Origin of the sequence: Actinoplanes sp. URMC 104 (assembly GCF_051386375.1) — a bacterium.
Lineage (GTDB): Bacteria > Actinomycetota > Actinomycetes > Mycobacteriales > Micromonosporaceae > Actinoplanes.
In genome coordinates this window covers 597,383-623,545 of the sequence record NZ_JBPQTO010000007.1, presented here as the reverse complement: position 1 = coordinate 623,545, position 26,163 = coordinate 597,383, and the positions used below count along the sequence as shown (strand labels likewise).

At 74.0% G+C, this 26,163-nt stretch carries 20 protein-coding genes; 13 read left to right on the top strand and 7 right to left on the bottom strand.

Annotation, left to right across the window (positions count from 1 at the left end; all coding sequences use genetic code 11):
- Positions 1-2: 2 nt before the first annotated feature.
- Entirely contained in the window at positions 3-1,256 is a 1,254-nt protein-coding gene (locus ACSNN8_RS24350; RefSeq protein ID WP_436651759.1) for a GAF domain-containing protein, read from the bottom strand.
- 113 nt (positions 1,257-1,369) lie between these two features.
- Here ACSNN8_RS24350 and ACSNN8_RS24345 point away from each other — a divergent pair, with 113 nt between their 5' ends.
- Positions 1,370-1,678, top strand: a complete 309-nt coding sequence (locus ACSNN8_RS24345; protein WP_436651758.1) for a putative quinol monooxygenase — start codon at positions 1,370-1,372, stop codon at positions 1,676-1,678.
- On the opposite strand, the gene ACSNN8_RS24340 is transcribed toward ACSNN8_RS24345, so the two are convergent.
- Positions 1,675-1,956, bottom strand: a complete 282-nt coding sequence (locus tag ACSNN8_RS24340; RefSeq protein ID WP_436651756.1) for an Atu4866 domain-containing protein — start codon at positions 1,954-1,956, stop codon at positions 1,675-1,677. The genes ACSNN8_RS24345 and ACSNN8_RS24340 overlap by 4 nt on opposite strands.
- 152 nt (positions 1,957-2,108) lie before the next feature.
- Between ACSNN8_RS24340 and ACSNN8_RS24335 the strand changes: the two genes are divergently transcribed.
- From ACSNN8_RS24335 to ACSNN8_RS24320, 4 genes are all read left to right on the top strand, one after another.
- Positions 2,109-3,626, top strand: coding sequence for a diguanylate cyclase (locus ACSNN8_RS24335; RefSeq protein WP_436651754.1), 1,518 nt, complete (start codon positions 2,109-2,111; stop codon positions 3,624-3,626).
- Positions 3,627-3,675: 49 nt separating this feature from the next.
- The gene (locus ACSNN8_RS24330) at positions 3,676-3,966 is read left to right on the top strand and encodes a YiaA/YiaB family inner membrane protein (protein ID WP_436651752.1); all 291 of its coding nucleotides are present in this window, start codon (positions 3,676-3,678) and stop codon (positions 3,964-3,966) included.
- Positions 3,967-3,997: 31 nt separating this feature from the next.
- Positions 3,998-4,276 carry an SCO0607 family lipoprotein gene (locus ACSNN8_RS24325; RefSeq protein WP_436651750.1) on the top strand — a complete coding sequence of 93 codons (279 nt, stop codon included), beginning with the start codon at positions 3,998-4,000 and terminating at the stop codon, positions 4,274-4,276.
- Positions 4,277-4,488: 212 nt separating this feature from the next.
- Positions 4,489-5,232, top strand: coding sequence for a hypothetical protein (locus ACSNN8_RS24320; protein ID WP_436651748.1), 744 nt, complete (start codon positions 4,489-4,491; stop codon positions 5,230-5,232).
- Between the two features lie 58 nt (positions 5,233-5,290).
- Here ACSNN8_RS24320 and ACSNN8_RS24315 read toward each other — a convergent pair whose 3' ends face one another.
- Positions 5,291-6,874, bottom strand: a complete 1,584-nt coding sequence (locus ACSNN8_RS24315; RefSeq protein WP_436651746.1) for a lysyl oxidase family protein — start codon at positions 6,872-6,874, stop codon at positions 5,291-5,293.
- Between the two features lie 215 nt (positions 6,875-7,089).
- Between ACSNN8_RS24315 and ACSNN8_RS24310 the strand changes: the two genes are divergently transcribed.
- The 5 genes from ACSNN8_RS24310 to ACSNN8_RS24290 all read left to right on the top strand — a co-directional run bounded on the left by ACSNN8_RS24310 (position 7,090) and on the right by ACSNN8_RS24290 (position 11,757).
- On the top strand, positions 7,090-7,905 hold the full coding sequence (locus ACSNN8_RS24310) for a transporter substrate-binding domain-containing protein (protein WP_436651744.1): 816 nt from the start codon (positions 7,090-7,092) through the stop codon (positions 7,903-7,905).
- 3 nt (positions 7,906-7,908) lie between these two features.
- Complete coding sequence (locus ACSNN8_RS24305; protein ID WP_436651743.1) at positions 7,909-8,703, top strand: amino acid ABC transporter permease; 795 nt, start codon at positions 7,909-7,911, stop codon at positions 8,701-8,703.
- A gap of 5 nt (positions 8,704-8,708) precedes the next feature.
- Positions 8,709-9,485: an amino acid ABC transporter ATP-binding protein gene (locus tag ACSNN8_RS24300; RefSeq protein ID WP_436651741.1), complete on the top strand. Its 777-nt coding sequence runs from the start codon at positions 8,709-8,711 to the stop codon at positions 9,483-9,485.
- Between the two features lie 87 nt (positions 9,486-9,572).
- Complete coding sequence (locus ACSNN8_RS24295; RefSeq protein WP_436651739.1) at positions 9,573-10,232, top strand: cupin domain-containing protein; 660 nt, start codon at positions 9,573-9,575, stop codon at positions 10,230-10,232.
- Between the two features lie 70 nt (positions 10,233-10,302).
- The gene (locus ACSNN8_RS24290; protein WP_436651737.1) at positions 10,303-11,757 is read left to right on the top strand and encodes a GGDEF domain-containing protein; all 1,455 of its coding nucleotides are present in this window, start codon (positions 10,303-10,305) and stop codon (positions 11,755-11,757) included.
- 4 nt (positions 11,758-11,761) lie between these two features.
- On the opposite strand, the gene ACSNN8_RS24285 is transcribed toward ACSNN8_RS24290, so the two are convergent.
- Positions 11,762-13,798, bottom strand: coding sequence for a cellulose binding domain-containing protein (locus tag ACSNN8_RS24285; RefSeq protein WP_436651735.1), 2,037 nt, complete (start codon positions 13,796-13,798; stop codon positions 11,762-11,764).
- A 201-nt stretch (positions 13,799-13,999) separates the two neighbouring features.
- Here ACSNN8_RS24285 and ACSNN8_RS24280 point away from each other — a divergent pair, with 201 nt between their 5' ends.
- The 3 genes from ACSNN8_RS24280 (at position 14,000) to ACSNN8_RS24270 (ending at position 19,228) form a co-directional block, all read left to right on the top strand.
- Positions 14,000-14,872 carry a hypothetical protein gene (locus tag ACSNN8_RS24280; protein ID WP_436651733.1) on the top strand — a complete coding sequence of 291 codons (873 nt, stop codon included), beginning with the start codon at positions 14,000-14,002 and terminating at the stop codon, positions 14,870-14,872.
- Positions 14,873-16,025: 1,153 nt separating this feature from the next.
- Positions 16,026-16,493 (top strand): hypothetical protein, encoded by a 468-nt coding sequence (locus ACSNN8_RS24275; protein WP_436651732.1) that lies wholly within the window; start codon positions 16,026-16,028, stop codon positions 16,491-16,493.
- Positions 16,487-19,228 (top strand): CHAT domain-containing protein, encoded by a 2,742-nt coding sequence (locus ACSNN8_RS24270; protein ID WP_436651730.1) that lies wholly within the window; start codon positions 16,487-16,489, stop codon positions 19,226-19,228. The genes ACSNN8_RS24275 and ACSNN8_RS24270 overlap by 7 nt, the downstream gene beginning before the upstream one ends.
- Here ACSNN8_RS24270 and ACSNN8_RS24265 read toward each other — a convergent pair.
- The 3 genes from ACSNN8_RS24265 to ACSNN8_RS24255 all read right to left on the bottom strand — a co-directional run bounded on the left by ACSNN8_RS24265 (position 19,209) and on the right by ACSNN8_RS24255 (position 26,066).
- Positions 19,209-20,282 carry a hypothetical protein gene (locus tag ACSNN8_RS24265; RefSeq protein WP_436651728.1) on the bottom strand — a complete coding sequence of 358 codons (1,074 nt, stop codon included), beginning with the start codon at positions 20,280-20,282 and terminating at the stop codon, positions 19,209-19,211. The two genes, ACSNN8_RS24270 and ACSNN8_RS24265, sit on opposite strands and share 20 nt — an antisense overlap.
- A gap of 316 nt (positions 20,283-20,598) precedes the next feature.
- On the bottom strand, positions 20,599-24,201 hold the full coding sequence (locus tag ACSNN8_RS24260) for a CHAT domain-containing protein (protein ID WP_436651726.1): 3,603 nt from the start codon (positions 24,199-24,201) through the stop codon (positions 20,599-20,601).
- Complete coding sequence (locus ACSNN8_RS24255) at positions 24,198-26,066, bottom strand: caspase family protein (RefSeq protein ID WP_436651724.1); 1,869 nt, start codon at positions 26,064-26,066, stop codon at positions 24,198-24,200. Before ACSNN8_RS24255 ends, ACSNN8_RS24260 begins: the two co-directional genes overlap by 4 nt.
- Positions 26,067-26,163 lie beyond the last annotated feature (97 nt).

Sequence of the window (26,163 nt, the reverse complement as noted above, 5' to 3'; positions counted from 1 at the left end):
GGTCAGCGGTTGACGTAGGCGGCCAGCCCGCCGAGCTCCTCGCTGGCGATGAAGACCGACCGTACGTTGATGATCGCCTCCTCGACGTGCGCCGGGCAGCCCCACGCCGCGTCGCCCCACGAGTCGGCGATCTTGACCTCGGCCGGTTCGGAGCACCCGGCCGCGCCGCCGAGCTCGCAGCGCTCGGGGTGCGGCCTGGTCGCCTGCGCGGCCGCGGCGGCACGCATCCGGCCGGCGAGCTCCGCGGCGGCCGTGGCCCGCTGCTCGGCCTCGGCGCGCAGCTTCTGCTCGGCGCGCACCGCCGTGGCCAGCTCCTCGTTGGCCGCCTTGGCGCGGGCCTCGGCGGCCGCCTTCTCCTGCTCGATGTGGTGACGTTCGACGGCCAGCGCCGCGGTGCCGGTGAAGATCCGGGCGAGCGCGAGGTCGGCGTCCTGCGGGACCCGCGGGGTGCGGTGGTACATGGCGAAGGTGCCCAGCAGGCTGCCGTCGCGACCGAGGATCGGCGTCGACCAGCAGGCCGCGAGCCCGGCCCGCCCGGCCAGGTCGCGGAAGTCGGTCCAGAACGGGTCGGTGGCGATGTCGGTGACGATCACCGGCTCCCGGCGGTGGGCGGCGGTGCCGCAGGAGCCGACGCCCTCGCCGGTCGCGATCCCGTCGATCGCCTCGTTGTAGAACTCCGGCAGGCTGGGCGCGGCGCCGTGCCGCAGGTGCGCGCCGTCGGGGTCGGCGAGCAGCACCGAGACGAGCACCTCCTGCGGGGCCAGCCTCTCGATGCTGCGGGCCATGCCGTCGAGCACCTCGCCCAGCGGCGCCTGCCGGGCGATCTCCTCGAGCAGGGCGCGGTGCTCGGCCATCAGCCGCTGGGCGTGCCGGACCTGGGTGGTCTCCACGCCGATCACGCGGATGCCGGTCACCGCGCCGCCGGCGTCGCGGCGCGGCTCGTAGGTGAAGTCGAAGAACGCCTCGCGCGCGCTCGGGCCGGCGCCCAGCACGATCCGCACGTCGCGGCCGGTGCAGGGCTCGCCGGTGCGGTAGACCTGGTCGAGCAGCGCGAGAAAGCCCTGGCCGGCCAGGTCGGGCATCAGCTCGGCCAGCGGGGCGCCGGCGTCGGTGCGCTGCCGGCCGACGGCGGCGAAGAACGCGGGGTTCGCGGTTTCGACCACGTGGCCCGGCCCGGTGAGCGACGCGAACACGGCGATCGACTCCCCGAACACCGCCCGCAGGTCCTCGTCGGCCGCCTGCCCGGAAACCGCCATGTCGTGTCCCGCCTTCCGTCCACGGGCGAGCCGCGTGGCTGTCGATCAGCGGCCGGAGGGGCGCGCTCCCGATGCTTGCATTCGGGCAAGAGTACAGGCATAGGGTGGGAGCCATGTTCGCGCTGGTTGTTCGCTTCGACTGCCGAGACCTCGCCGCGGCCCGGCGGTTCGACGAGCTGACCGCCGAGGTGGTGAGCGCCATCGCGGAGAAGGAGCCGGGCACGCTGACGTACGCGACCCACGCGGTGGCCGACGAGCCGCTGGCCCGGATCTTCTACGAGGTGTACCGCGACCGGGAGGCGTTCCAGGCGCACGAGGACGCCGAGCACGTGCGCCGGTTCCACGCCCGCAAGGACCCGCTGCTGACCGGCGCCCGGGTCGAGTTCCTGCAGCCCGGGGTGAGCGCCGAGGCCGGCCGCTAGCTCGAGGCGGTCCGGGCCTGCCGGTGGGCGGGGCTGCCCTCGCGGTAGAACAGGTAGCCGCCGTGGTGCAGCACGTCGCCGTCGAAGCGGCCGCCGGCGGTGAAGCCGGTGTCGTCCCAGTAGCGGATGTCGGCGCCGCGCACCTCGTAGCGGCCGGTGTACGCGCTGCGCCGTGTGCCGCGCGCCTCGTCGTACCGCCCGGTGGGCAGCAGTTCCTGCCGGATGTGGTCGTCCGCGGTCACCCACATGCCGACGTACGGGTGTGTCTCGGTTGCCATGCCTCCACCCTGCTCGGCCGGCGCCCGGACTGGGAGGGTGCATCGCACCCACGCCCGGCGCGCACCGTCGGCGGCCGCCTCGGGCTCAACCCTGCGGCCGGTCGGCCGATAACAGTCGAAGGGGCATCGGGCGGATCAGGGACGAGGTGCGTATGCGGCGGACGGCCGGCGGGCTCGGCACGCGCCTCGCGCTGCCCGCGGCCGTCACCGTGGTCACCGCCGCGCTGGCAGGCTGGTGCCTGGCGACCTCGGCCGGGCTGCGGCTGCAGGTGGTCGCCTGCTGGCTGGCGGTCGCCGTGTTCGCGTCGCTCATGTCGTACCACGCGTACCGGGCCGGCCGGCAGATGGCGCCGGACGATCCGCGCCGCCGGTTCTGGATCGCGCTGGCGGTCGCGAGCGGGATCTTCGCCGCGGGGGAGTGGGCGCAGGTCGCGACCGCCGCGGGCGCGCCGTTCGACGTGGCGTCGCTGACCGGCACGGGAACGCTGCGGACGGCCGCGCTCGCGCTCGGGTGCGCCGTGATCGTCGTGGTCGTCCTGACCTACCCCATCCCGCACCGGTCGGCGCGGGAGCGGCTCTGCTACCTGCTCGACCTGGCGACGGTGGTGACCGCGGCCGGCGTCTACGGGCTGTACTGCACGGTGTCGACGTCGGTCGTGGCGCACGACCTCGTCGTGGTGGCGACCGGGCCGGTCGTGGCCATGCTGACGGCGTTCGCCGTGTGCCGGCTGTTCCTCAGCGGCGCCGCGCCGTTCCGCTGGCACATCGGCGTGGTCGGCCCCTTCGCCGCCGCGGTGGAGGCGCTGGCCCGCGCGCTCGGCCCCGAGCTGGTCCGCGACGGCCGCTCGACCCTGATCTTCACGCTGACCCTGTGCTCGCACGCGATGCTGACGATCGTCACCTGGGCCCAGCACCGCTCGGCGGACAGCGCCCCGCGCAAGCGCGACGCCGCCGGCAAGCGGCCGTTCAGCCTGCTGCCGTACGCGGCTCTGGTGGCGACCTTCGCCCTGCTGGTCATCACGCTGGCCGTGCACGGGCTCGACCTGCGCGCGTGGGTTGCGGTCGCGGGCGTCGCCGCCATCACCGGCATCGTCGTGGTCCGGCAGCTCACCGCGTTCGTCGACAACGCGAACCTGCTCCGGCAGCGCGACATGCTCGCGGCGCGCCTGCACAGCATGGCGTTCACCGACAGTCTCACCGGGCTCGGCAACCGCGCGTTCTTCCTCGACCACCTCGGCGACGCCCTGCGCGCGGGCGACGGCGGCACGGGCGTCCTGCTGATCGACCTCGACGACTTCAAACCGGTAAACGACTCGTACGGGCATGCCGCCGGCGACGCCGTGCTGGTGGAGACCGCGGCGCGGCTGCGAGCGTGCGTACGCCCGGAGGACGTGGTGGCCCGGCTGGGCGGCGACGAGTTCGCCGTGCTGCTCGACGGGCTGCCCCGCGAGCGCATCACCGTGGTGGCGGACCGCATCGTCGAGGCGGTCGGCGCGTCCTGCCGGCTGACCGGCGGTGAACAGGTGCGGGTGCAGGCAAGCGTGGGGGTGGCCGTGGCCGGCGGCGACGAGCGGGACGCCTCGGCGTTGCTCAAGAAGGCCGACGACGCCATGTACGCCGCCAAGGGGTCCGGCAAGGGCTCGTTCCGCGTGGCCGCCGCGGCGGAATGAGTACCGGCACTCACGCGGATCGATCGCCGCCCGGCCGACGATGAGCGCCATGGACATTCCTGCCGCACCCAAAGTCACTGCCGCGTTCTACGTGCAGGCGGCCGCCTCCTTCGCCCTCGCCCTGTTCGGTCTGGCCGCCGGGATCTTCTATCTGCCCGTCGGCGGCTGGATCCGCGCCTTCCTCGGACTCGGGCTCGCGTACGTGGTCACGTCCGCGTTCACGCTCGCCAAGACGATCCGCGACGCCCAGGAGGTCGGCACCGTCGTCCGCCGCGTCGACCAGGCCCGCATCGACAAGCTGCTCAACGAGCACGACCCGTTCAAGACCCCGGCGAGCTGAGCGGGCCGCGGTGTCGGCCACACTTTCCCGCATGGTGCTGCGCCGGATCCCGTACGTCGTCCTCACCGCCACCCTCGCCGGCGGGCTCGCCGGGGGCTGCTCGTTGCGCGAGGCGATCTGCGGCTCCGGCGAGTACCCGGTCGCGGCGGTGGACAGCCTCACCGGGCGGGCCTGCGTGCCGGAGGGCGAGGAACCCCCGGTCGGCTACGTGCGTTTCCCGGCCGGCAAGGAGCCCCGCCACGTCGACGACGAGTGGGACAAGTACTGGAGCAAGCACAAGCTCGACGAGCACGGCAACGAGACGCCCTGACCGGCGTCACCTCCGGGTGATGGTGGCGCCTCGGTCCCGGCCGCCATGCCCTGCTCGGCCCGCCCACCTGTGCCACCTGTTGCCCGTGCTTTTCGAGCCGGGGCGATCCTGGAGCTCACGGTGGACTGACGGCCATCTATCGTGTCCTCGCCGTTGATCGACGCGAGGAATGGGGATCGGCGATGTTCATGGGCAGACTCGGAGCGACCTGCTTGGCGTTCCTGCTGCTGGCCGGGTGTACGTCGGCGAAGCCGGCCCCCTCGCCGGAGCCGGTGCCGAGCGCGTCGGCGCCGGACGCCGACGCCTCCCCGGAGCTGATTGCGGCCATCCGAAGGACGGCGGCCGCAAGCTTCACCTTCACGGTCGTGGGGAGGACCAAAGACGGCGACGTCCACCGGGCCGGCGGCGTCTTCGATCCGCAAGGTGGCAAACTGCGCTACAACTTGCGGGTCACCGGTGGTCCTGAGGCGAACCCGTACCACGACGAGATCCTCATCGGTAGCAACGACTGGATGCGCAGCGCCGCCGGCGACGAGTGGATCCATATGTACCAGCGGAAGCTGGCCGAGGACAGCCCCTGGCGGGTCGATCTGAAGGATCCCTCCGGGCTGGGCGCCTTCGCCGAACGTGCCGCCGGCGGGAAGGTGAGCCGGACGGGTCCGAACGCGTTCCAGGGGGAGTTCGACGTCCACCCGGCAGGGCATGTGACGTCGTTGCCGGTCGGTCCCGCCTACCTGCACTCGGGGTCCACGGCCCCGGAACGTATCCACTTCAAGGCCACCACCGGCGGCGCGGGGTGGGTGACCGCGGTCACGGTGGAGTATGCGTCGCTCGGGCTGAAGGTTCCGCACGACGTTTACACCACCAAGCTGACCGGCCACGGCAAGCCGGTCACCGTGAGAAAGCCGTCGGACACTGCCGAAGCTGACGCGGCAAGCTACCGCGAGACTCTCTGACAGTTGCCGTGCCGGGTGTCCCGGGCCCGCGCGGGCGACCGGGACACCCGGGCCGGGCTCAGCCGTCGATGCCGTGCACGGGCGGGACGGTCAGCGTGCGGGCCTCGGGGGTGCCGCCGAGGACGATCTCGCGCAGCGCCGAGTTGTTCTTCGTGTCGAGCTCGGCCAGCTTGTTCGACGGGTTGGCCAGCACCTGGATGTAGTAGGTGCCGTTGGGCAGGTCGGTGATCTCGAACGACTGGCCCGGCCGGAACTGGCTGTACGTGTCGCCGTTGCCGATGTCGAGCACCTCACGCACGGCGACGACGGTGTTCGCGCCGCACGAGGTGGACAGGTCGGTGTTCTCCGGCCGCCACTTCGCGCCCGGGATGGTGAAGTCGACCGCGTCGGTGTTGGCCAGGCAGAACGCCTCCTTGCCGCTGCGTACGGCGAGCTTCTGGGTCGAGTCGAGCAGGTTGTACTGCGCGAAGTCGGTGAAGTGCCAGTGCTTGTGGCCCTCGCGCGGGTCCCACTCCATGGTGCCGGCGGGACGGCTGCCCACCTGGTTGCCCTTGGCGTCGAAGAAGTACTGGTACGCGTCCATCAGCTCGGTGCCGCTGCGGCGGAACCCGTCGACCAGCAGCGGCGAGGTGCCCGCGTTCCAGACGGTGGCGCCGAAGTTCACGTACGCCTTGCCGTCCTCCTGCGACAGCGAGATGTCCCACGCCGGCAGCGAGCGCAGGTCGGGCCGCGGGCCGCCGGTCGGGGTGGCCTTGAGCGGGGTGGGCCGCTTGGCGGGGGCGCGCAGCTCCGGCACGTGCGCGGAGACCTGCCGCTTCGCGTCGCCCTCGGCGCTGTGGATCGAGTGCTCGTCGGCCTGCGCGGCGGGGCCCGCGTCCGCGGCCTTGATCCGGGCCAGCCCGGCCTTGTCGATCTCGGCGTCCACGACGGTCACCTCGACCTTCGCGGTGCCCTGCTCCGCGGGGATGCCGAGCAGCTCGCGGTACGCCGGGTTGACGGTGGCGGTGGCGGTGTACTTGCCCACCGGCAGGTCGAACGAGTCGCCCCGGCCGGACCCGGGCTGGTCGAGGACCGCGGCGTCCCAGCCGGCCTGCACGCCCCAGACGGCGCCGAGCGTGAACGGGTTGTCCCCGCCGCAGCTGGTCGGGTACGGGGTGGTGGCGGGGGCGTCGGGGCGGGTGCGCGCCGACGACCACGTGTTGCCGCAGAACGGGGTCTTGTACTCGGTGACGACCTTGCCGGCCTCGTCGGCGATCGAGATCGTGGTGAAGTCCTTGAGGCCGGTGAAGTCGGTGACCAGCCCGGCCGGCAGCGCGACCTTCTTCTTCTTGCCGTTCTGCACCACGGTCCGCTCGGCCACGATCGGCTTGTCGTAGCCGGCGCGGCGGGCCCAGATCTCCAGCGGGTCCTTGCCGGCGATCACGTGCAGGCCGAGGTCGAACGAGAAGTACACCTCGCCGTCGCCGTAGTCGTAGCGCTCGGCGGTCACCTGCGGGGTCGCGGCGACGAACGACACCGGCGGCGGGGTGGCGGCGGCCTGCGCCACCCCCACGCCGGCGGCGGTCAGGGCCAGCGCCGCGGCCACGGCGCCGTACGTCATCAGGCGCGAGCGCCGGCGGCGGTGCTTCGACGGATCGGTCATGGGGTCCTTCCGGTCGGGCGGCCGATGAGGGAGCGGCCGTTGCGGGGACCATCCAAAGGAGACGGATGTGAGGTTCCTGTGAGGTCGGCCCCCGATGGCACGAATCCGGGAGAAAGATCGGCCGAAAGACATATGTCGATGGTCGTGTGACGGCCGACATAGGGAGCGGTCGTCTAACCTGACATGATCGCGGCCGATCGACCGGGGAGAGAAGCATGAACGTACGAGGACTGGCCGGTCTGGCGGCCGCCGCGGCGCTGGCGATCGGCGCCGTCGCGGGCTGCGCCAAGGACGACACCGGCGGCAGCACCGAGAGCGGCGTGGCGCTGGTCAAGGCCGGGGTGCTGACCACGTGCACGCACCTGCCGTACGCCCCCTTCCAGTCGAAGGACGCGAGCGGCAAGGTCGTCGGCTTCGACGTCGCGCTGATCGACCTGGTCGCCGCGAAGCTCGGGGTCAAGCAGGAGATCGTCGACACGCCGTTCGAGGGCATCAAGAGCGGCGCCGACCTCAACTCGGGCAAGTGCGACGTGGCCGCGGCGGGCATGACGATCACCGACGAGCGCAAGAAGGTGCTCGACTTCTCCGAGCCGTACTTCGACGCCACCCAGGCGCTGGCCACGCAGACCGGCAAGGAGGTCAAGACCCTCGAGGAGCTGGCCGGCAAGCGTCTGGGCGTGCAGGGCGGCACGACCGGCGAGGAGTACGTCAACGCCCAGGTCAAGCAGAAGGGCCTCAAGGTCGAGGTGGTCTCGTTCCGCGACCTCGCCGCCCTGCAGCAGGCGCTCGCCACCAACCAGGTGGTGGCCGCCGTCAACGACCTGCCGGTGTGGAACGAGTACATCAAGGCCAACCCCGGCAAGGTGGTGGTCGCGGCCGGCTTCGACACCGGCGAGCAGTACGGCTTCGCCGTGAAGAAGGGCAACGCCGACCTGCTCAAGGCCGTGAACGACGCCATCGCGGCGGCGCGCACCGACGGCACGTACGACAAGATCTACGCGGAGTGGATCGGCGCGAAGCCGGCCGCCTGACCCATGAAGCTCACTCCCCGCCGGCGGCGCCGCATCGTCCGCGTCGCCGGCTACGTCGTGTTCGTCCTGGCGATCGTCGCGGTGCTGGCCGCCGCGGACTGGGGCCGGCTGTCGGACGCGTTCTTCCGGACCGACGTCGCCGGCAGCATGTTCCCCGAGGCGATCACCATCGCGCTGCGGAACACCATCGTCTACACGCTGCTGGCGTTCGTGTTCGGCCTGACGCTCGGGCTCGTGCTCGCGCTGATGCGGCTGTCGACGATCCTGCCGTACCGCTGGTTCGCCACCGCCTACATCGAGCTGTTCCGCGGCCTGCCCGCGCTGCTGGTCCTCTTCATGATCGGCTACGGCGTCCCGCTGGCCTTCCCCGACCGCGAGATCCCCGGCGGCGTCTACGGCTCGGTCACCGTCGGCCTGGGGCTGACGGCCGCGGCGTACATGGCCGAGACCCTGCGCGCCGGCATCCAGGCCGTGCCCAAGGGCCAGCTCGAGGCGGCCCGCACGCTGGGCATGTCGCATCCGCGCGCGATGGTCTCGATCGTTCTGCCGCAGGCGTTCCGCATCGTGATCCCGCCGCTGACCAACGAGATCATCCTGCTGACCAAGGACACCTCGCTGGTGTACGTGCTGGGCGTCACCTCGTCGACGGTCGAGCTCACCAAGTTCGCCGGCGACGCGCTCAACACGCGGGTCAACCCGACGCCGCTCGTGGTGGCCGGGCTGCTCTACCTGGTGATCACCCTGCCGCTGTCGCAGGTCGTGCGCGGGCTCGAGCGCCGGGCCGGGAGGGAGAGGTGACCGGGATGTCCACCATCGAGATCGCCGGCCTGCACAAGTCGTTCGGCAAGCTGGAGGTGCTGCGCGGCATCGACCTGGCGGTCGAGCCCGGCGAGGTGGTCTGCGTCATCGGGCCGTCCGGCTCCGGCAAGTCCACGCTGCTGCGCTGCGTCAACCTGCTCGAGGAGCCGACAAGCGGGTCGATCCGGGTGGCGGGGGTCGAGGTCACCGATCCGGACTGCGACATCGACGCCGTACGCCGGGGGATCGGCATGGTGTTCCAGCAGTTCAACCTGTTCGGGCATCTGACCGTACGGGAGAACGTCACCATCGCCCAGCGCCGCGTGCTCGGGCGGGGCCGCGCCGAGGCGAACCGCGTCGCGTCGGCGAACCTGGCCCGGGTGGGGCTCACCGACAAGGCGGACGCGTACCCCGCACAGCTCTCCGGCGGGCAGCAGCAGCGCGTCGCCATCGCCCGCGCGCTCGCGATGGACCCGCGGCTGATGCTGTTCGACGAGCCGACCAGCGCGCTGGACCCGGAGCTGGTCGGCGAGGTCCTCGCGGTCATGCGGGGCCTGGCCGCCGAGGGCATGACGATGCTCGTGGTCACCCACGAGATGGCGTTCGCCCGCGAGGTCGCCTCGCGCGTCGTCTTCATGGACGGCGGCGTGATCGTCGAACAGGGGCCGCCCGCCCAGGTGTTCGGCAGCCCGCGCGAGGAGCGCACCCGCGAGTTCCTGCACCGGGTGCTCGAGCCCACCCGGGTCAGCGAGTCCGAGATCGGCGTGCCCCCGGCCGACTGAGCCCGCTGACCGGCTCCCGACAGCGCCGGACGGGCCGCGGGCTCATCCTCGAAGGGCAAGGGGTCCACCGCACCCGGGGAGGCAGCCGTGTCCATCCGGCCCGAGGTCGCCGGCGCCGGCCGGCTCGGTCACGTCTTCGAGAACCCGGCCACCAAGGAACGCGCCGTCATGCTGAGCGACCCCGCCGTGCGGGCCGACCGGTCGCTGGTGGGGCATCTGTACGTGGCGCCGGGCGGGCGGGTGGCGGCCGCGCACATGCATCCGCAGTCGGTGGAGCGGTTCCACGTCATCCGCGGCCGCGTCGGGTTCGAGATCGGCGGCGAGCGGCGCGAACTCGGGCCGGGCGAGGACGCCGAGGTGCCCCCGGGCGTACGGCACGACTGGTGGCAGGTCGGCGACGAGCCCGCCGAGGTGCTCGTCGACATGGCGCCGGGCGACCGGTTCGCGGACATGCTGGTCACCGTGTTCGGGCTGGTGCGCGACGGCCTGGTGGACCGGCGGGGGATGCCCCGGCTGCTGCAGCTCGCGGTCACCGCGAACGCGTACCGCGACGCCATGGTCTTCGCCTCGCCGCCGCCGTGGGTGCAGCGGGCGCTGTTCGGCGTGCTGGCCCCGGCCGGGCGGCTGCTCGGGCGGCGGCCGGTGTACGAGCGCTACCTCACCTCGGCGGAGGTCGTGGTCCCGGACGCGTACGCGCTGACGCTGCTCGACCAGCACGGACGGCTGCGGCGCGCTCCCGGCCGATGACGGGCGGCCTGTGACGTACGCCCTGAAAACTGTCGTCATGCTCGCGGGCCGGCGGCCGATGGCATCACTCGTGGAACTTCTTCGGGGTCGGCAGCTGTGGCAGTGGTGGCTGGTCGTCGGCGGGGTGGTCGCCGCGATCTATCTGGCGCTGCCGTCGGACAACCCGTGGATCTGGGCGGTCTACAACGCTTTCGGGCTGGCCGCGGCCGCCGCGGTGGTGGTGGGCGTACGCCGGAACCGGCCGCGTCGTGCCGGGCCGTGGTACTTCTTCGCGGGCGCGATGGCGATGTGGGCGGCCGGCGACATCGTCTACGAGCTCCAGTACTTCTCGTGGGGCTGGGAGACGTTCCCGGCGCCGGCCGACGGGCCCTACCTGCTGGCCTATCCGCTGTTCGCGATCGGCGCCTACCGGCTGATCAAGGGCCGCATCTCCGGCCGCGACCGGGCCGGCCTGCTGGACGCGGCGATCGTGTCGGTGAGCCTGTCGCTGCTGTCCTGGTCGTTCCTCATGCGGCCGATCGCGGCCGACGAGTCGCTCGGGCTGCTGCAGCGGGTGGTCGCGCTCGCGTACCCGGCGGGGGACCTGCTGCTGCTGGTGATGGTGGTGCGGCTGGTCACCACGCCGGGCGCGCGGACGGCGAGCTACCGCCTGCTGATCGCCGCGATCGGCGCCCAGCTGGTCAGCGACATCGGCTACGCGGTCGTCAACATGTTCACCACCTACACCGACGGCCTGCTCGACGCCGGCTGGATCGCGATGTACCTGTTCTGGGGCGCCGCGGCGCTGCACCCGTCGATGCGGGCGCTCTCCGAGGTGGCGCCGGACCGGGCGGAACGCTTCACCACCCGGCGGCTCGCGCTGCTGACGGTCGCGTCGCTGCTGGCGCCGGTCGTGCTGATCGTGCAGGGGCTCACCGGCGCGGCGAGCATCGACTGGTCCGCCATCGGGCTCAGCTCGATCGCGCTGTTCCTGCTCGTGCTCGCCCGCATGGCGGGCCTGATCTCCCGCATCCAGGACCAGGCGGCCCAGCTGCGCGCGCTCGCCCACAACGACGCGCTCACCGGCGTGCCCAACCGGCGCGCGTGGGACCTGGAGCTCAGCCGCGAGATGGCCAAGGCGGTGCGGTCCGGCGAGCCGGTCGCGGTCGCGCTGCTGGACCTCGACCACTTCAAGCGGTTCAACGACACGTTCGGCCACCCGGCCGGCGACCGGCTGCTCAAGGAGGCCGCGGCCGCCTGGCGCGACCAGCTGCGCACGGGCGACCTGCTGGCCCGCTACGGCGGCGAGGAGTTCGGGGTGCTGCTGGTCGGCCAGTCGCTGGAGACCGGGCTCGCCGTGCTGGAGCGGATGCGCGCGGTCACCCCGCACGGGCAGACGTTCTCGGCCGGGCTGGCGCTGTGGGACGGCCACGAGATCCCGGAGCAGCTCGTGGCCCGCGCCGACGAGGCGCTGTACGAGGCCAAGCACGGCGGCCGCGATCGCGTCGAGGCCGCCGTGCCTGCCACCATGACTTCCGTGCGCTGACCGGTCAGGCGCTCGTGCAGACCGTCCCGTTGAGGGTGAACACGGCCGGGAACACGTTGGGACCGCTGTAGGAGCCGACGAACCCGACCGTGGTGGTCGCGCCGGGCGCGAGGGCGGCGTCGCTGGTCACCCGGACCGCACGGCCGCTCTGGGTCCAGGTGGCGCTCCAGCCGCTGCTGACGCTCTGCCACCCGGTGGGCCAGGTGAAGCCCAGCGTCCAGCCGCTGACCGGACCGGCCGCGTTGTTGGTGATGTCGATCGACCCGACGAAGCCGTTGCCCCAGTCGTTGGTATCGCGGAACTTCACCGTGCACGCCGCGCCCGCGGGGGTGCCGGTGGTGAAGGTCAGCGGCGGCGAGGCGGCGGAGAGCCGGCCGGCGGCGCTGCGGGCCAGGACGTTGACGGTGTAGCGACGGCCGGGCTCCAGGTTCCGTACGGTCAGGGAGGTGCCGGTCGTCTCGCCGAGCAGCTCGCTGACGCCCCCGTTCTGCCGGTACACCTCGTACTTGACGCCCGCGGCAGCGGCGGGCCACGAGATCGTCGCGGTGCGGTCGGTGACGGTGGCGGTGGGCCGGCCCGGGGCCTGCGGCAGGGCGCCTCCGGCGGCGGCCGGGTGCAGGGTGAGCAGTGTGAGCGAGTACGGCGGCAGCGTCTGCGCCGCCGCGGTGCCCGCCCGGGCGGTGGTGATCGCGTCGGCGCCGTTGGTGAAAGTGGCGACGGTGGGCGCGCCGGCGGCGGGCGTGAAGCCGTGGTAGTTCAGGGCCACGGTGCGGGCGGCGTCGGGGTCCTTGTTGACGAGCAGGACGTTGACGTCGCCGTTCGGACGCCGCACGGCGTGGGTGCTGACCAGGGCGTCCTCGCTGCCCGTGCCGACGAACTGGTCGCCGGGCCGCGCGAAGTCGCCCATCAGCGAGAGCGCGTGATACGGCGCGAACGGCGTGTTGAGCGGCGGCTGGCACACGGAGTTGTCGGCGTTGCAGTTGCCGCTGGAGAGCAGCCCGTAGTCGTCGTAGTCCGTCTCGCCCGCGACCGTGGTGACCTCGCCCATGCCGTTGTGGACGTTCCACCAGTGCACCGTGAAGACGCCCTGGGCGAGCAGCTGGCTGTAGACGTCGGCCAGGAACAGCGCGCCGGGCTGGGTGTTGCGGCCGATCTCGACGTTCGTCTCGGTCATGCTGATGCCGATGCGCCCGGCGTTCTCCCCGGCGTACGTGTCGATCTGCTGCCGCAGCAGGTGCACGGCGTCGTCGATGTGCTCGGGCTTGGTGAGCGTCTCGGCGGGGGTGGCGCCGCCGGGGTACCAGTGCACGTCCACGAAGTCGATGGCCGCGCCGGCCCGCTTCAGGACCTCCTGGTTCCAGCTGCCCTCGTCGCCCGCGCCGACGATGCCGTCCGGCCAGTTGCCGGGCATGGTCAGCACGGCGCCCACCTTGATGGACGGGTCGACGGCCTTCATGGCTTGCGAGTACGCCACGACGGTCGCCGCGTACTCCTTCGGGCTCTTGTCGGCGTGCTCGTCGGCCTCCCACGCGGAGCCGTAGTGGCCGTTGCCGTAGTTCTCGTTGCCGATCGTCCAGTAGGTGGCGTCGTACCCCTTGGTGACGTTGGCGTAGCGCACCCAGTCGGCGGCCTCCTGGGCCGTGCCGGTGCCGTAGTTCGCGATGATCATCGGCTCGGCGCCGGTGCGCTGCGCGGCGGCCATGAACGTGTCGAAGTCGGTGTTGGGCGCGACGTAGCCGCCGGGCGCGGTGTGGTCGCGCCAGTGGTAGATGTCGGCGTACGAGCCGCCGGGGTAGCGCAGCATCTGCACACCGGCGTCCTTGAGCAGGTCCGAGACGGCGGGCGTGCCGAGCGTGGTGTCCCAGATGGCGTGGTTGACGCCGAGCGCGCCGGTGGCCACGGTGGCGAGGCCGGCCCGCACGTCGACGTCGACGCGGGTGGGCGCCGCGGGGGCGGCGGCTCGGGCGCCCGGTGGCGCGACGACGGCGGCGGCGGCGAGCAGGACGGCGCTCGCCAGGGTGCGCCTGAGGAATGTGTGCACGTGGTTCTCCCCGGGAGTGGGCTGTTGGGAGCGCTCCCATCCTCTGCCGGGTAATGACGCCTGTCAATAAGTCGGACCGCTCGCCCGGAACGGGTCGGATGATCGGCCATCCAGCATGCGCCGCTCGACGCATTCAGGGGCGTCCGGGCGTGCCCTAGCGTTCCTGGGGCCGACGTCGTTCCCGACCTCCTAGGTGGACCCTTGTCGTCGTATGTCGTGCACGAGCTGGGCCGGACCGTGGCCGTGCGGTGGCGCCGCGACCTCGCCCCGACGCAGCACTGGACCACCAAGGTGAACTACTACCGGGCCGTCGAGGAGTTGCTGGCCGGCGGTGCCGACGCCGGGCGCCTGTCCTGGTCGGACGTCGTCGCCGCGGTGCAGCCGCAGGGGTCGCGGACCACCTTCTTCGCCGTCGCCGGGCCGCACGCCAAGAAACCGCTGGCCGGCGCGTACCGGGCCGGCAGCCGCCGCGAGCTCGCCCGGTGCGCCGACCGCGCCGGCGCGCCGGAGATGCTCGTCGACGAGACCAAGGTGTGGAGCTACTGGCCGCACCGCGACGGGTGGATGGACGAGCTGTTCCGCGCGGGCGAGGCCACCGCCGCGGTCGAATGCCTGCTGCGGGTGCTGCTCGACTGGGCCGTACGGGAACCCGCGCTCGCGGCCGCCCTCGACCACGCGCCGCCGGTCTGCGCCGTGGAGGACCTCGTCGTGCTGCGCGGCGGATACACCCCGGCGGACGCCGCCGCGCGGCTGCTGCGCGAGGCGATCCGGCTGCGGCTCGTCGACGGCCACGGCACCGAGGGCGTGCTGCACCAGCTGCGCCACGAGCTGCGCCCCGACCCCGATCCCACCCCCGGCAACCGCCCGCTGGCGCGCGCCCTCGACCAGCTGATGCGCAACTCCCGTACGCCCTCCGACCAGCGCCGCCAGGCCGTGGCGATGCTGCGCGACGCGCTCACCGTGCTCGAGTCCGAGCCCGACGCGCTGACCGTGCTCGAGTCGGAGCCGGGCGCGCTCACCGTGCTCGAGTCGGAGCCCGGCGCGCTCACCGTGCTCGAGTCGGAGCCGGAGTGAGCGCCCGGTGCCCCGACCGAACGACGACGAGCGCCGGCTGAGCGCCCGCCTGCACACGCTGATCGGAGCCGGCAGCCTCGCGGGGCTGACGGACCTGCTCGAGGAGGCCGCCGCCCGGCTGGGCGCCGATCACGAGGTCGTGCTCGCGGTGGAGTATGCGCTCGAGGCGCGTCGCGACGGCGGGCGTACGCCGGTGGAGTCCTTGGCGGTGTGGGCCGGGTTGTGCCGGCGGGCGGGAGGGTCGGCGGCCGTTCGGGGGCGGTATCGGCGGCAGTTGCTGGCTTGTGGGCGGTGGGGGGATCTCGAGGAGGTGGTCGCCCTGTGCCGCGGCGAGTCCGACTCCGAGGCGCGGATCGACTTGGCGTTGGCGTTGCGGGATCGCGCTAGATTCGCCGGCCCGGGGCCGTTGTTCTGTGTGTCGGCTGCTTCCACGCCGAGCACGCCTGGGTCGGCTGTTTCTGCGTCGCTCATGCCTGGGTCAGTTGTTTCTGCGTCGCTCACGCCGGGGTCGCGTGCTTCTGCGTCGCTCATGCCTGAGTCGGCTGCTTTTGATTTACTCACGCCTAGGTCGGCTGCTCCTGCGCCGCTCACACCTGGGTCGGCCGTTTCTGCGCCGCTTACGCCGGGGTCGCCTGCGTCTGAGCTGCCAGCTCCCGCTTCGTCCGTGTCTGAGCTGCGGGCTTCTGTCTCTACCCGCCTTTCCTCAGCGATGCCTGTGTCCGATGCGTCCAGCCCGGCCGGGCGTGTCGTCCCGCCGGCTGTCTGCGGGGCGTCAGTGTCTGAGCCGGCGGCCACCGGGCTGAGTGCCTTCCCTCCGTCCGTTACTGCCGTGCCCATCTCCAATTCCCGACGCCTTGCCTCGGCGCCACCTGCCATCTCCTCGTCCGAGCCGGGCGTCGCTGCCGCATCCGGATCCCCGGCCACCGCTCTTCCTTCCGAATGGCCCGTCTCCGCGCCGCCCGCCGAGGGGGCGGGTGGCGCGGAGACGGCGCAGGCCGGCGATCTGCGGCAGGCGGCGGAGGGTGAGCTGTCGTCGCGTGTGGCGGAGGGTGGGCTGTCGCGGGCGGCGGAGGGTGGGCTGCCGCCGCGGGTGGATGAGGGTGAAAGTCGGGCGTGCGGCGCTGAGGGGGCCTGCCACGACTGGATGGGGGACGTGGAGTCTTCGGAGGCCCGGGTAGCGGGACCGGTCGGGGGTGCGGGCGGCGGGGACCTGGGCGAGGCGTTGGCGATCGCGGAGGGGGAGGTGCGCCGGCGGGGGACTGACCCGGGGGCGCGGCACGCTCTCGTCGAGGTGTTGCTGGGGCTGGGATGGGGGGAGCGGGCACTGCGCGAGGCCGAGCGGCTGGTGGAGGACGAGCGGCCGGGGGCGCGGACCCTGCTGGCGGAGGCACTGTTGCTGCAAGGGCGTGTGGCGGAGGCGGCCCGGGTGGCTCGTCTCGCGTACGCCCTGGAAAGCGGGGACCGCGGGCGGGCGCTGCTGGTCGTCGCGCGCACGGAGGTGGGGGAGCAGGCCGTGGCCACGGCCAGGGCGGCGCTGGAGCAGCGGGTGGGGTTCTATCCGGCGGAGAGCCACTACGTGCTCGAGGCGCGCCGGGTGGTCGAGGAGCTGTCGCGGTGCTGATCGCGGACCCGCTGGTGCTGTTGCGGGAGATTCCGGCGTTCTCCGCGGGCGAGCTCGACGGGCTGATCGCGGAGCTGAGACGGCCCGAGCTGAGGCCTACGGGGGCGCACGACCTGGCGCGGGCGCACGCGCTGGCGGCCAGGTACGCGCACGACGGTGATCCGGCCACGTTGGACGCGGCCGTGAAGACGTACGAGGAAAGCTCTTATCGGGGCCGCGCCCGGGGGAGCGTGGGGCGGGCGCTGGCGATGCGCATCCTGCAGGCGGGGCTGATGGGCAGGCCGGTGGACGGGCGGCGGGTGCGGGCGCTCATCGAGGACGCCGGCGACGACCCCGCGATGCCGGGCTCGATGACGGCGCTGCGGACGCTGGCCGACGTGCTGGCGGCGGAGGCGGACGACCCGCGGTACGACCGGGACGAGGCGCTGCGCCGGCTCGACGAGGCGGTCGCCGCGATCCCGCCGGAGAGCCCGCTGGCGGGGCTGGTGTCGGTGTCGCGTACGGCGTTGTCCGTCAAGCAGTCCATGGTGATCAACGACTACGGCACGGCGGAGGTCGCGGCGCGGCAGGCCCGTACGGTGCTCGCCCGCAACGATCTCTCCGACCGCGACCGGACGCTGGCGGAGAGCATGCTGGTGGCGTCGGAGGCCATGGCGGCGGCCCAGCACGGCGACGTCGACAGCGCGCTGGGCACGGTGGAGGCGCTCGCGGGCATGGTGGATCGGCTGCCCGCGGGCGACCCGACGGCCACGGCGATGCGCGGGCTGCTGTCGGCGCTGCACAGCACGGACGCGAAGGACGCCGACGACCCGTACCTGTCGGACGCCGAACGCGCGTGGCGGCTCATGACGATCGGCAACAACGTCGTGCGGGCCGCGGTGGACAAGCGGAACGCGGCCGAGCTGTCGCGGGGCATCGGGCTGCTGCGCCGCGCCCTGCAGACGGCACCCGACGGCTACCAGCACCGGGTGCTGATCCTGACGTTGCTGGGCGGCGCGCTGATCCCGACCTGCCAGCTCGGCGGCGGCCGGTCGGCGCTCGACGAGGCGGTGCGGCGGCTCACCGACGCGCAGAACGAAGCGGGCCACCCCGGCCATCCCCTGTGGACGGCCAGCGCGCAGGCGCTCGGCATGGCGTACCGGCTCGATGGTCGCGCGGCGCGCAGCCGGGAAGCGGGTCGCCGGGCCCTGCGCGGGCACGCGTGGTCGGTGCTGCTGCAGGCGGGAACCGCCGACGCCGCGGCCGCCGCCCGGCACGCCGCCGACGACGCCCGGCAGGTCGCGCGCTGGTTCCTCGCCGACGGCGACCCGGCGGGCGCCGCGGAGGTGCTGGACGCCGGCCGCTGCCTGATGCTGTACGCCGCGACGGTCACCATGGACGTCCCCGCGCGGCTGACCGGCCTCGGCCGCGAGGATCTGCTGGCCCGCTGGCGGCGCAACTCCGACGACCCCGATCTGCGGTACGAGATCCTGACCGTGCTCACCGGGGCTCCATTGTCCGAGGCGGCCGTTCCGGACGTGCTCGACCCGCCGGGCGCGGCCGAGGTGGGCCGGGCGCTGACCGAGGTACGCGCCGACGTGCTCGTGTATCTGATGCCCCGCGACGACGAGGGGCCCGGCGGAGCGGTGCTCGTGCCGGCGTCCGGGCTTGCCGGGGCGCGGCCGGTGTTCCTGCCGCTGCCTCGCCTGGGGGCCACTGATGTGGTGGCGCGGCACGTGGACGCTCTCGGCGGGCGCGACGCTTCGTTCGGCGGGCGCGACGCTTCGTTCGGCGGGCGCGACGCTTCGCTCGGGGCGCGCGACGCTTCGCTCGGGGCGCGCGACGCCGGTGAGGCCGGTGACGCTCCCGCCGCCGGGTCGACGCTGGACGAGGTCTGCGACTGGGCGTGGCCCGCGGTGGTGGGCCCGCTGCTCGACATGCTGGACCGGTGGCCGATCGGCCGCGCGCCGCGGATCGTGCTCGTGCCGATGGGCGACCTCGCCGCGGTGCCCTGGCACGCCGCCCGCGACCGCGACGGCACGCGCGCCGTGGAGATCGCCACCTTCTCGTACGCCCCCTCGGCGAGGCTGCTGTGCCAGAACGCCGAACGCCCGCCCATCGCCCCCGGCGCCTCCGCCCTCATCGTCGCCGACCCCGAGCGCAACCTGCCCGACGCCGAGGCCGAGGCCGACGCGATCCGCGCCGCGTTCCTGCCCGGCGCCACCGCCCTGCACGGCGCCGAGGCAACCCCCGAGGCCGTACGGGACTGGTTGCACTCCGGCGGCGGCACCGTGCTGCACCTGGCCTGCCACGGCGCCGTACGCCCCGGGGTGGACGGCTCGTACCTGCGGCTCGCGGACTCCCGCCGCCTCACAGCGCACGAGATCCTTCGCTCCCGCCGCGCCACCGGTATCGGCCTCGTCGCGCTGGCCGCCTGCACCACCGGCGTGCCGAGCGGCGCGTACGACGAAGCCTTCAGCCTGACCACCGCTTTCCTGGCCGCCGGCGCACGCAGCGTCTTCGGCTCTTTGTGGCCCGTGCCCGGGGAGGCCACCTCGCTGCTGATGTACATGGCCCACCACTACCTGTGGTCGGAGGGCAAGCGGCCGATGGATGCGCTCAACCATGCACAGCGCTGGATGCTGAACCCGGACCGCGAGACCCCACCCACGATGCCGGCTCCACTGCGCGCCCTGGTGCCCCGCCTGACCGGCGACGTGGCCGCTTGGGCCGGCTTCACCCATCAGGGCCGCTGACCGCAAGCAGTTCGAGCAGCCGCAGCAGGTAGGGCGGGAGCAGTACGGGAAGCAGCTCGTAGAGCCCGTCGGGCAGCAGCTCCTGCAGCCACAGCAGTTGCTGCGCCTGCCACAGCAGGATCACCGCGGTCAAGGCTGCCCCACTCGGCGTGTGCTTGTCCTGCAGCACCGCCCGGATCTCCAGCCGGCCGGGTCCGAGACCGGCGGCCGCCATGCGCCACTGGGCGACAGCCGCACCGGGCACGCCGTCGTCCAGCTCGGCCTCGACCGCCGCGCACAGGCCGAGCGCCCAGGCCCGGCGGTCGGTCGCCGAGATCCACCCGGCCCGCAGCCGTTCGAGCGACGACTCGTTCACGACCCGCCACAGGGTCTCCTGCATCGGCCCGGTCGGCAGGAGCGTCCGTCCGGTCTCGTCGCCAACCTCGGTCGCCTCGATACCGTCCGGATATTCGAGCATCGACGCCCCCGGGACGGCCGTGCCCTCGGGTGCCGTAGAGCGGATGACGTCGGCCATCTCGGTCCCGGTGAGCTCGGACCCGTCGAGAGCCACGGCTGTCGCCATGAGACTCAGCCCCGCGGGGCTCAGCGGCTCGTCGTGCGTGGGTCCTCGGTCGAAGCGGGCCAGTTCGGGTGGTGCCGGCGACATCCCGACGGCCGCGACGCGCGCATCGATGCGCCGCATACGCCGCGGCACCAGGACTGCCCCGGGCCGGCCGGACATATTCTCTGCCGGCGGCAGCTGCGCGGCGTCGCGGAAGGCGGCGCGGACGGTGTGCTGCGGAACGGCGAGCCCGTCGCCGAAAGCGCGCAGCGCCACGTCGTGTGTGCGCTGACCCCGCCGCATGTGCCGACCCAGCCACACGGCGAGCTCCGCGACGCCCGGCGCCGGCTCCGAGGTGCTGCCGCGACCTCGCCCGAGATGCCGCCGCGCGTTCGCCGGCAGCAGGCCGACACGACGCCATCGCTCCAGCTGCGTGGCCGTCACCGTGACGCCTTGGGCGCGCGCGGCCTCGATCAAGGTCCGATCGGCCGGACTGGCCGGCTGGCGTGCCACCCGGACACCGTACGCGATAGAACCCCGCGACCTCGATGGTTTTGCATCCGACGTGCGGTGGTCTGCTGTCACCACGCCGGTCGAACCGACTGCGCCGGCCACGCTGAGAGGAACGAACGACATGCCCGACGCCTCGTCGCGGACGTCCCGACGCCGCCGGATGTCCGCCGCAGCCCGCTGGTCCGCCGTGACAATGGTGGCGGTGGGAACAGGAGTTCTGGCTGCCCGCAGCTCGGCCTGGGCGGGTGGCCTCGAGACCGCGGCGGCGGTCGCCGCGCTTGCCCTTGCCGCCGCCAGGCGTCGATGAGCTGCCTGCTCACCGGCCCTGGTGGGTGAAGGCGGCCCAGCAGCGGGGCTCGGACGGCCGCGGGCCGGTGCAATGGCGGGCCAGCTCCGGCGGCATGCCGGCCGGTGGGCGGCGGTCCGGGTCGAGCATCCACAGCTGGGCGCGGTGCAGGGCGTCGACCGGGGCGCAGCCCTGCGCCAGGTGGTGGTGCACGACGAACATGAGCACGGAAGTCTCGGCGTCGGGGACCTGCCACAGGGAGCCGAACGCGGTGCGCGCCCCCGCGGCGAGGAAGGCGGTCGTGAGGCTGAACGCCTCGTCGTGGTCGAGGCCGGTCAGGCCGGTGGTGCAGGCGGCGAGGAAGACCTGTTCGATCTCGAGCTCGGCGGTGCGGGAAGCGTCGAGCAGGCGCCGGGCGGTCAGCTCGCCGCCGGACAGGCGCAGGCAGGCGTCGGCGGGGTGGGCGGGGTCGGTGCGGCCGTGGCAGGCCAGGTGCAGCAGCGAAGGGCCGGGCGCGGCGGTGGCGATCCAGTCGAGCACCGCAGCGGGGCTGTCGGCGAAGGCGGCGTCGGGGTAGAAGGCCGCGCCGATCGCGCGGGCCTCCACGCCGGCGTGCGGCAGGTCGCCGGTGGGGTCGCCGACGATCAAGACCGATTTCACCGTACGGGTGGACTCGCGCGCGCTCTCGACGAAGGCGCGGCCCGAGACGGCGTACGAGATGACGGCCTCTTCGACGGCGTAGTGGCGGCGCTGCCCGTCCGTATGGAAGGCCGCGTGCCACGGAACCGACGACAGTGGACCGGTGGGCACGAGGACCAGCCGCAGCGGTCCGTCGTCGCGGTGCAGTCCCGACCGGCGCAGCAGCGGCTCCATCGCGGCCGTCCACGCCCACCGGCACAGGTCGTCCGGGCCGGAGTCGGGCCGTCCGGCATCCCCGGCCGGCCCGGCGTCGCGCACCCCGTCGGCTGGGAAGAGCGGCGATCCTGCGGTGGGAGAGAGTGGCGAGCCCGCGGCGGGGAAGAGCGGCGAATCCGCGGCGGGGAAGAGCGGCGGGCTGGCGTCGGCGGGACAGGGCGACGATCCGGCACCGGCGGGGGAGGGCGGCGATCCGGCGGCGGGAGGGAGCGGCGATCCGGCGGCGGGAGGGAGCGGCGAATCCGCGGCGGGGAAGAGCGGCGGGCTGGCGTCGGCGGGAGTGAGCGGCGATCCGGCACCGGCGGGGGAGGGCGGCGATCCGGCGGCGGGAGGGAGCGGCGAATCCGCGGCGGGGAAGAGCGGCGATCCGGCGGCGGCGGGGGAGGTCGGCAACCCGGCGGCGGGAGAGGGCCGCGATCCGGCGGCGGTGGGGGAGAGCGGTGAACCCGAGCCGGCGGCGCGGACCCCGGCGGCCGTACGGGCCAGGCGTGAACCCGGCCCGGTGATGAGCGCGGGAAGCACGACCAGCGTCGGTTCCCCCGCGGCCGGCACGACGACGGCGGCGCCGGGGTGCTCGGGGCTGGACGGGACCAGGTAGACCAGGGCGTCGGCGCCGGCGGCGGTGAGGCCGGCGCGGAGGTCGGGGACGGAGGCGGGCGTCGGGGCGCTCAGGTCGAGGGCCCGCAGCACCCGGGCGCGCAGATCGTCGGGAACCTCCAAGCCGCCGGCGCCGGTCGGGGACAGGGGATCGCCGGTGACCGCGTCGCTGCCGTAGCCGGCCGAGTCGCGCCACTGCGACGCCAGCTCGGGGTGGCCGGCCTCGGTCAGCCGTTCGGCGATGGTCCGGGAGGCGGTCGCGGCGTACAGGACCAGGCCGCGGCCGGTGTCGAGCGCGGCCACGAGGTCGTCGAGGGCGCCGTCGGCCTGGCACCAGCCGGCCACGCGGCGGGCGGCGGCGCCGGCCTCGGCGGCGACGACCACGGCGTCGTCGGTGCCGGACTGCAGCAGCACCTGCCAGCCGAAGCCCTGCAGGGCGGCGAGGCCCCAGCGGCGCGACTCGGCGCGGTCGCCGTCGGTGAGGTGCCGCAACGCCTCGCCGCGGGACAGCGCGAACGCGGACCACCGCGGGTGGTCGGGGCCGGCCGCGATGCGCAGGCCGTCGGTGGTCCAGCGCAGCAGGCGCCGGGCCGCGTCCTGGTCGCCGGGCTCGTCGAACAGCAGCGCGTCGCCGGCCATGACGGCCAGGCCGGCGCCGATCAGCCGCAGCAGGTGGCCGGGCGGCAGGACGGCGAGCAGCTCGTCGAAACGCTCGGCGCACTCGCGCAGCGCGGGTACGTCGTGCCGGGTGCGGGCGGCCTGCAGGGGGCCGATCAGCGCCCGCAGCGCGCGGTCGGCGGCGGGCACGTCCCCGGCCGGGATCGGCGTGCGGTCGACCGGCTGGAAGGCGCCGTCGCCCGCGGCGATCGCCGAGTCCAGCATCGTCAGCAGCGGCGTGAGGGTCTGCCGGGCCACGTACGACAGCGGCTCGGTGCGCAGCCGGGCGAGCAGCACGGCCAGCTCGTCGCGGGCGATCGCGTCGCCGCGCTGGACGCGGTCGAGCAGCTCGAACGTCCGGCCGAGCAGCCGCGCCTCGGGGTCGTCCGAGGCCCGGAAGCGGTCGATCGCGGTGCGCAGCGAGCGCCGGTCGCCGGTCTGCACCGCCCGCGCCGCCATGAACAGCGTCGCCACCGACTGCAGCTCCTGCGCCTCGTCCGCGTCGGCGCTGCCGTCGCGCAGCGGGGCGATCAGCGTGTCGAGCGCGTCGTCGGGCAGCCGGCCGCCAGACCGGGCCTGATCGGTGTAGCGGACCAGCGCGTCCATCGTGTTCAGCTGCTGCGCCCAGCCCCGCGGCGGCTCGCGCAGCGTGCGCGCGGCGGCCGCCATCTCGCCGAGCCAGGCGGTGTCGATCGCGTCGGGGTTCGTCTGCCAGGCGAGCACCGCGGCGGCGCCGAGCGTGCCGGCCAGCCGGGCGCGGTCGTCGTGCTCCCCGGCGCCGCTGTCCCACGCCCGGCGCGCCGCCCGGATCACCTCCAGCATGTCCGCGGCGGCCGGGGGCGTACGGGTGGGATCGGCGGCCGTCTGCGCCTCGAGCAGCAGCTGCGCCACCGCGAGCCGGTCGACGTAGGACGCGATGCGCCACTCCGGAGTCGGCGGGTCGGCGAGCCCACGGTCGAGGTTGCGCGCCGCCTGCTCCAGGTCGGTCAGGTCGCCGCCGAGACGGTGGCGCAGCAGGTACGCCGTTCCCAGCTGCCACCACGGCTGCCCGCCCGCGGCCACGGACTGCTCGAACAGCGCGATCGACGCGCTCGCGTCCGCGGGGTCGCCGTCGCTCTCGCCGCGCTCGCCGAGCAGCCGCGCGCACTCGGCCAGCCCGTCGGCGTCCTCGACCAGCTCCAGCACGGCCAGCCAGTGCCCGATCGCGCGATCGCGGTCGGCCGGGTCCGCGCCGGCGTCCCACCGGAACTCGTACGCCCACGCCAGCGCATGCCGGACGTACGGGTCCCCGTGGCCGGCCGCGCGTTCCCCCGCCGCCACGGCGAGGTCGAGCTCGGCGGGCGACTGGAGGTCGACGGCCCGTTGCAGGTGCGCGCGGCACAGGTCGGCGCAGGCCTCGTCGTGCTCCGCCGTGCCGGGCGTGAGCCGGTCGAGCTCGGCGGTCAGCCGTTCGACCTCGCTCACGCCGGCACCTCGGTCACCACGCCCAGCACGGTGGCGGCCCAGTCGTACGGGTCGTCCTCGCCCGGCCCGGCGTCGCGGGTCATCCCGAACCGGCCCGGAACGCCGCGGGCGCCCGCGAGGCCGAGCGCCTCCTGCTCGAACGGGCGCCCGCTGAACTCCTGCTCGGCGACGACCAGCTTGAGCCAGTCCACGGTCGACGTGCCCGGCGCCGGGGTCTGCCCCGCGGGCAGGCTGAACTGCACCGGCCGGCCGTCCAGCGCCGCCCCGCACAGGCGTGCCCCGACGAAGCCGCCCGGGAACAGCCCGGCGTGGATGCGGTAGCGGCCGGTGAGGTCGAGCAGCACGCAGTAGAGCGGCCGGTCGGTCGTGTTGCGCAGCCGGAGGAACACCGTCGGCGCGACCCACCGGCCCTCCCACCGGTAGCGCAGGCGCAGCAGGCCGTCGGGGCCGGGCCGCAGCGGCTGCCGGTCGAGCGGGGCGGTCCGTTCGCCGGAAAGGGCGGGAACGACCTCCAGGCGTACGGCCCCGGCGACGCCCGCCGCCGGGTTGGTGAACGCGCGCACCTGCCGCCAGCGGGCGATGTGCTCGCCGGCCCGGACCGTGCGCGCGACCCGGCGTACGGGATCGTCCTCGTCGATGTCGGGCGCCAGGACCGACCCGTCCGTGCCCAGGATCCGCGCCCGCCCCGGCCGCGGCTGCGACACCCGCAGATCCGGTGCGTCGGGGTCGTCGGGCGCGGCGATGCGCACCCACGCCGACCCGGACGCGGCGCGGCGCCAGGCGTCGGCGGGCTCGTCCACGGCCAGCGTCAGCGGCGGCTGGGGCAGCTCGGTGAAGACGACGTGGTACTGCCGCGCGGGATCGGGCGTCCAGCCGAGGGGCTCCACATGGGACCGGTCGACCAGCACCGAGACCACCCGGGCGGACCGGGCCGGCCCGTCGCCCGCCACCGCCACCCGTACCGCTCCGGCGGCGGGCTGCGGGACGCCGTGGCACGCGCCCGCGTCGATCTCCCACCGGCCGCCGAGGTGGCGCATCGTGATGCCGGAGGCGGGCGCGCGCAGGCTGCCGCCCAGGAACGGCCGGTCGGCGGGCCCGTCCCCGGACAGTTGCGGCACCTGGGCACGTACCCTGTCCTCGACCCTGCAACGCGCGGCCGCCAGCAGCTCGCGGTAGGTCGCGCCGGGGCCGAGCTGGTTGAGCGCGCCCAGCAGCGCCCAGCTGAACACGCCGCGCGTGCCCTCCGCCCGTACGCGCAGCTCGGCCGCCTCCTGATCGGAGCGGCACGCGGTGAGCGCCACCAGCCGGCTGCGGTCCGGCAGCGCCGACCAGCCGTGCCGCAGCTCGGGGATGAGCAGCCTCGCGTCCGGCGTCAGCAGGTCCTCCCCGACGCTGCGGACCCGGGCGGCGCCCTCGGGAAGCCCGCGCAGCGCGCCCGCCGAGTGGCAGCTGTCGAGCACGGCGGCGACGTGCGCGCCGGCCGCTGCGGGCCGGTCGAGCAGGACCGACAGCTCCTTGTCGTAGAGGTCGGGCACGTCCCCGTCGCGGGAGTCCGCGCACACCAGCGTCTGCAGGCGGCCCTCCGGCTCCAGATGCCACAGCTCGCGCGGCGCCCGGCCCAGCGAGCCGTGCCCCGAGAACCACAGCAGCGCGGTGTCGCCCTCGCGGGCCCGGCCCAGGTGATCGCGGATCGCGTCGACGACCGCCGCCCGGGTCGCCTTGCCGTCGTGCAGCTCCACGGCGTTCAGCTCGCCCGCCGGAACCCGCGACCGCAGGTACGCCATGGCGGCCGTCGCGTCGTTGACGCATCCGCGCAGCGAGGGCACCGCGCGGTAGTCGTCAATTCCGATGAGAAGCGCGTGCACCGAGCCCATCCGGCCATTCCCGTCCCTGACGCCGCCGATATGCGCCGCAACAGTACACGGTGGATCTCCGCCATTGTCGATCTTCTGTTCCGGGTAA

What these genes read in the sequence shown, in the direction of transcription:
- ACSNN8_RS24330 (WP_436651752.1), top strand. Translation starts at nt 3,676, where the DNA reads ATGGACATTCCTGCCGCACCCAAAGTCACTGCCGCGTTCTACGTGCAG.
- ACSNN8_RS24350 (WP_436651759.1), bottom strand. Translation starts at nt 1,256, where the DNA reads ATGGCGGTTTCCGGGCAGGCGGCCGACGAGGACCTGCGGGCGGTGTTC.
- ACSNN8_RS24345 (WP_436651758.1), top strand. Translation starts at nt 1,370, where the DNA reads ATGTTCGCGCTGGTTGTTCGCTTCGACTGCCGAGACCTCGCCGCGGCC.
- ACSNN8_RS24310 (WP_436651744.1), top strand. Translation starts at nt 7,090, where the DNA reads ATGAACGTACGAGGACTGGCCGGTCTGGCGGCCGCCGCGGCGCTGGCG.
- ACSNN8_RS24335 (WP_436651754.1), top strand. Translation starts at nt 2,109, where the DNA reads ATGCGGCGGACGGCCGGCGGGCTCGGCACGCGCCTCGCGCTGCCCGCG.
- ACSNN8_RS24340 (WP_436651756.1), bottom strand. Translation starts at nt 1,956, where the DNA reads ATGGCAACCGAGACACACCCGTACGTCGGCATGTGGGTGACCGCGGAC.
- ACSNN8_RS24315 (WP_436651746.1), bottom strand. Translation starts at nt 6,874, where the DNA reads ATGACCGATCCGTCGAAGCACCGCCGCCGGCGCTCGCGCCTGATGACG.
- ACSNN8_RS24300 (WP_436651741.1), top strand. Translation starts at nt 8,709, where the DNA reads ATGTCCACCATCGAGATCGCCGGCCTGCACAAGTCGTTCGGCAAGCTG.
- ACSNN8_RS24325 (WP_436651750.1), top strand. Translation starts at nt 3,998, where the DNA reads ATGGTGCTGCGCCGGATCCCGTACGTCGTCCTCACCGCCACCCTCGCC.
- ACSNN8_RS24305 (WP_436651743.1), top strand. Translation starts at nt 7,909, where the DNA reads ATGAAGCTCACTCCCCGCCGGCGGCGCCGCATCGTCCGCGTCGCCGGC.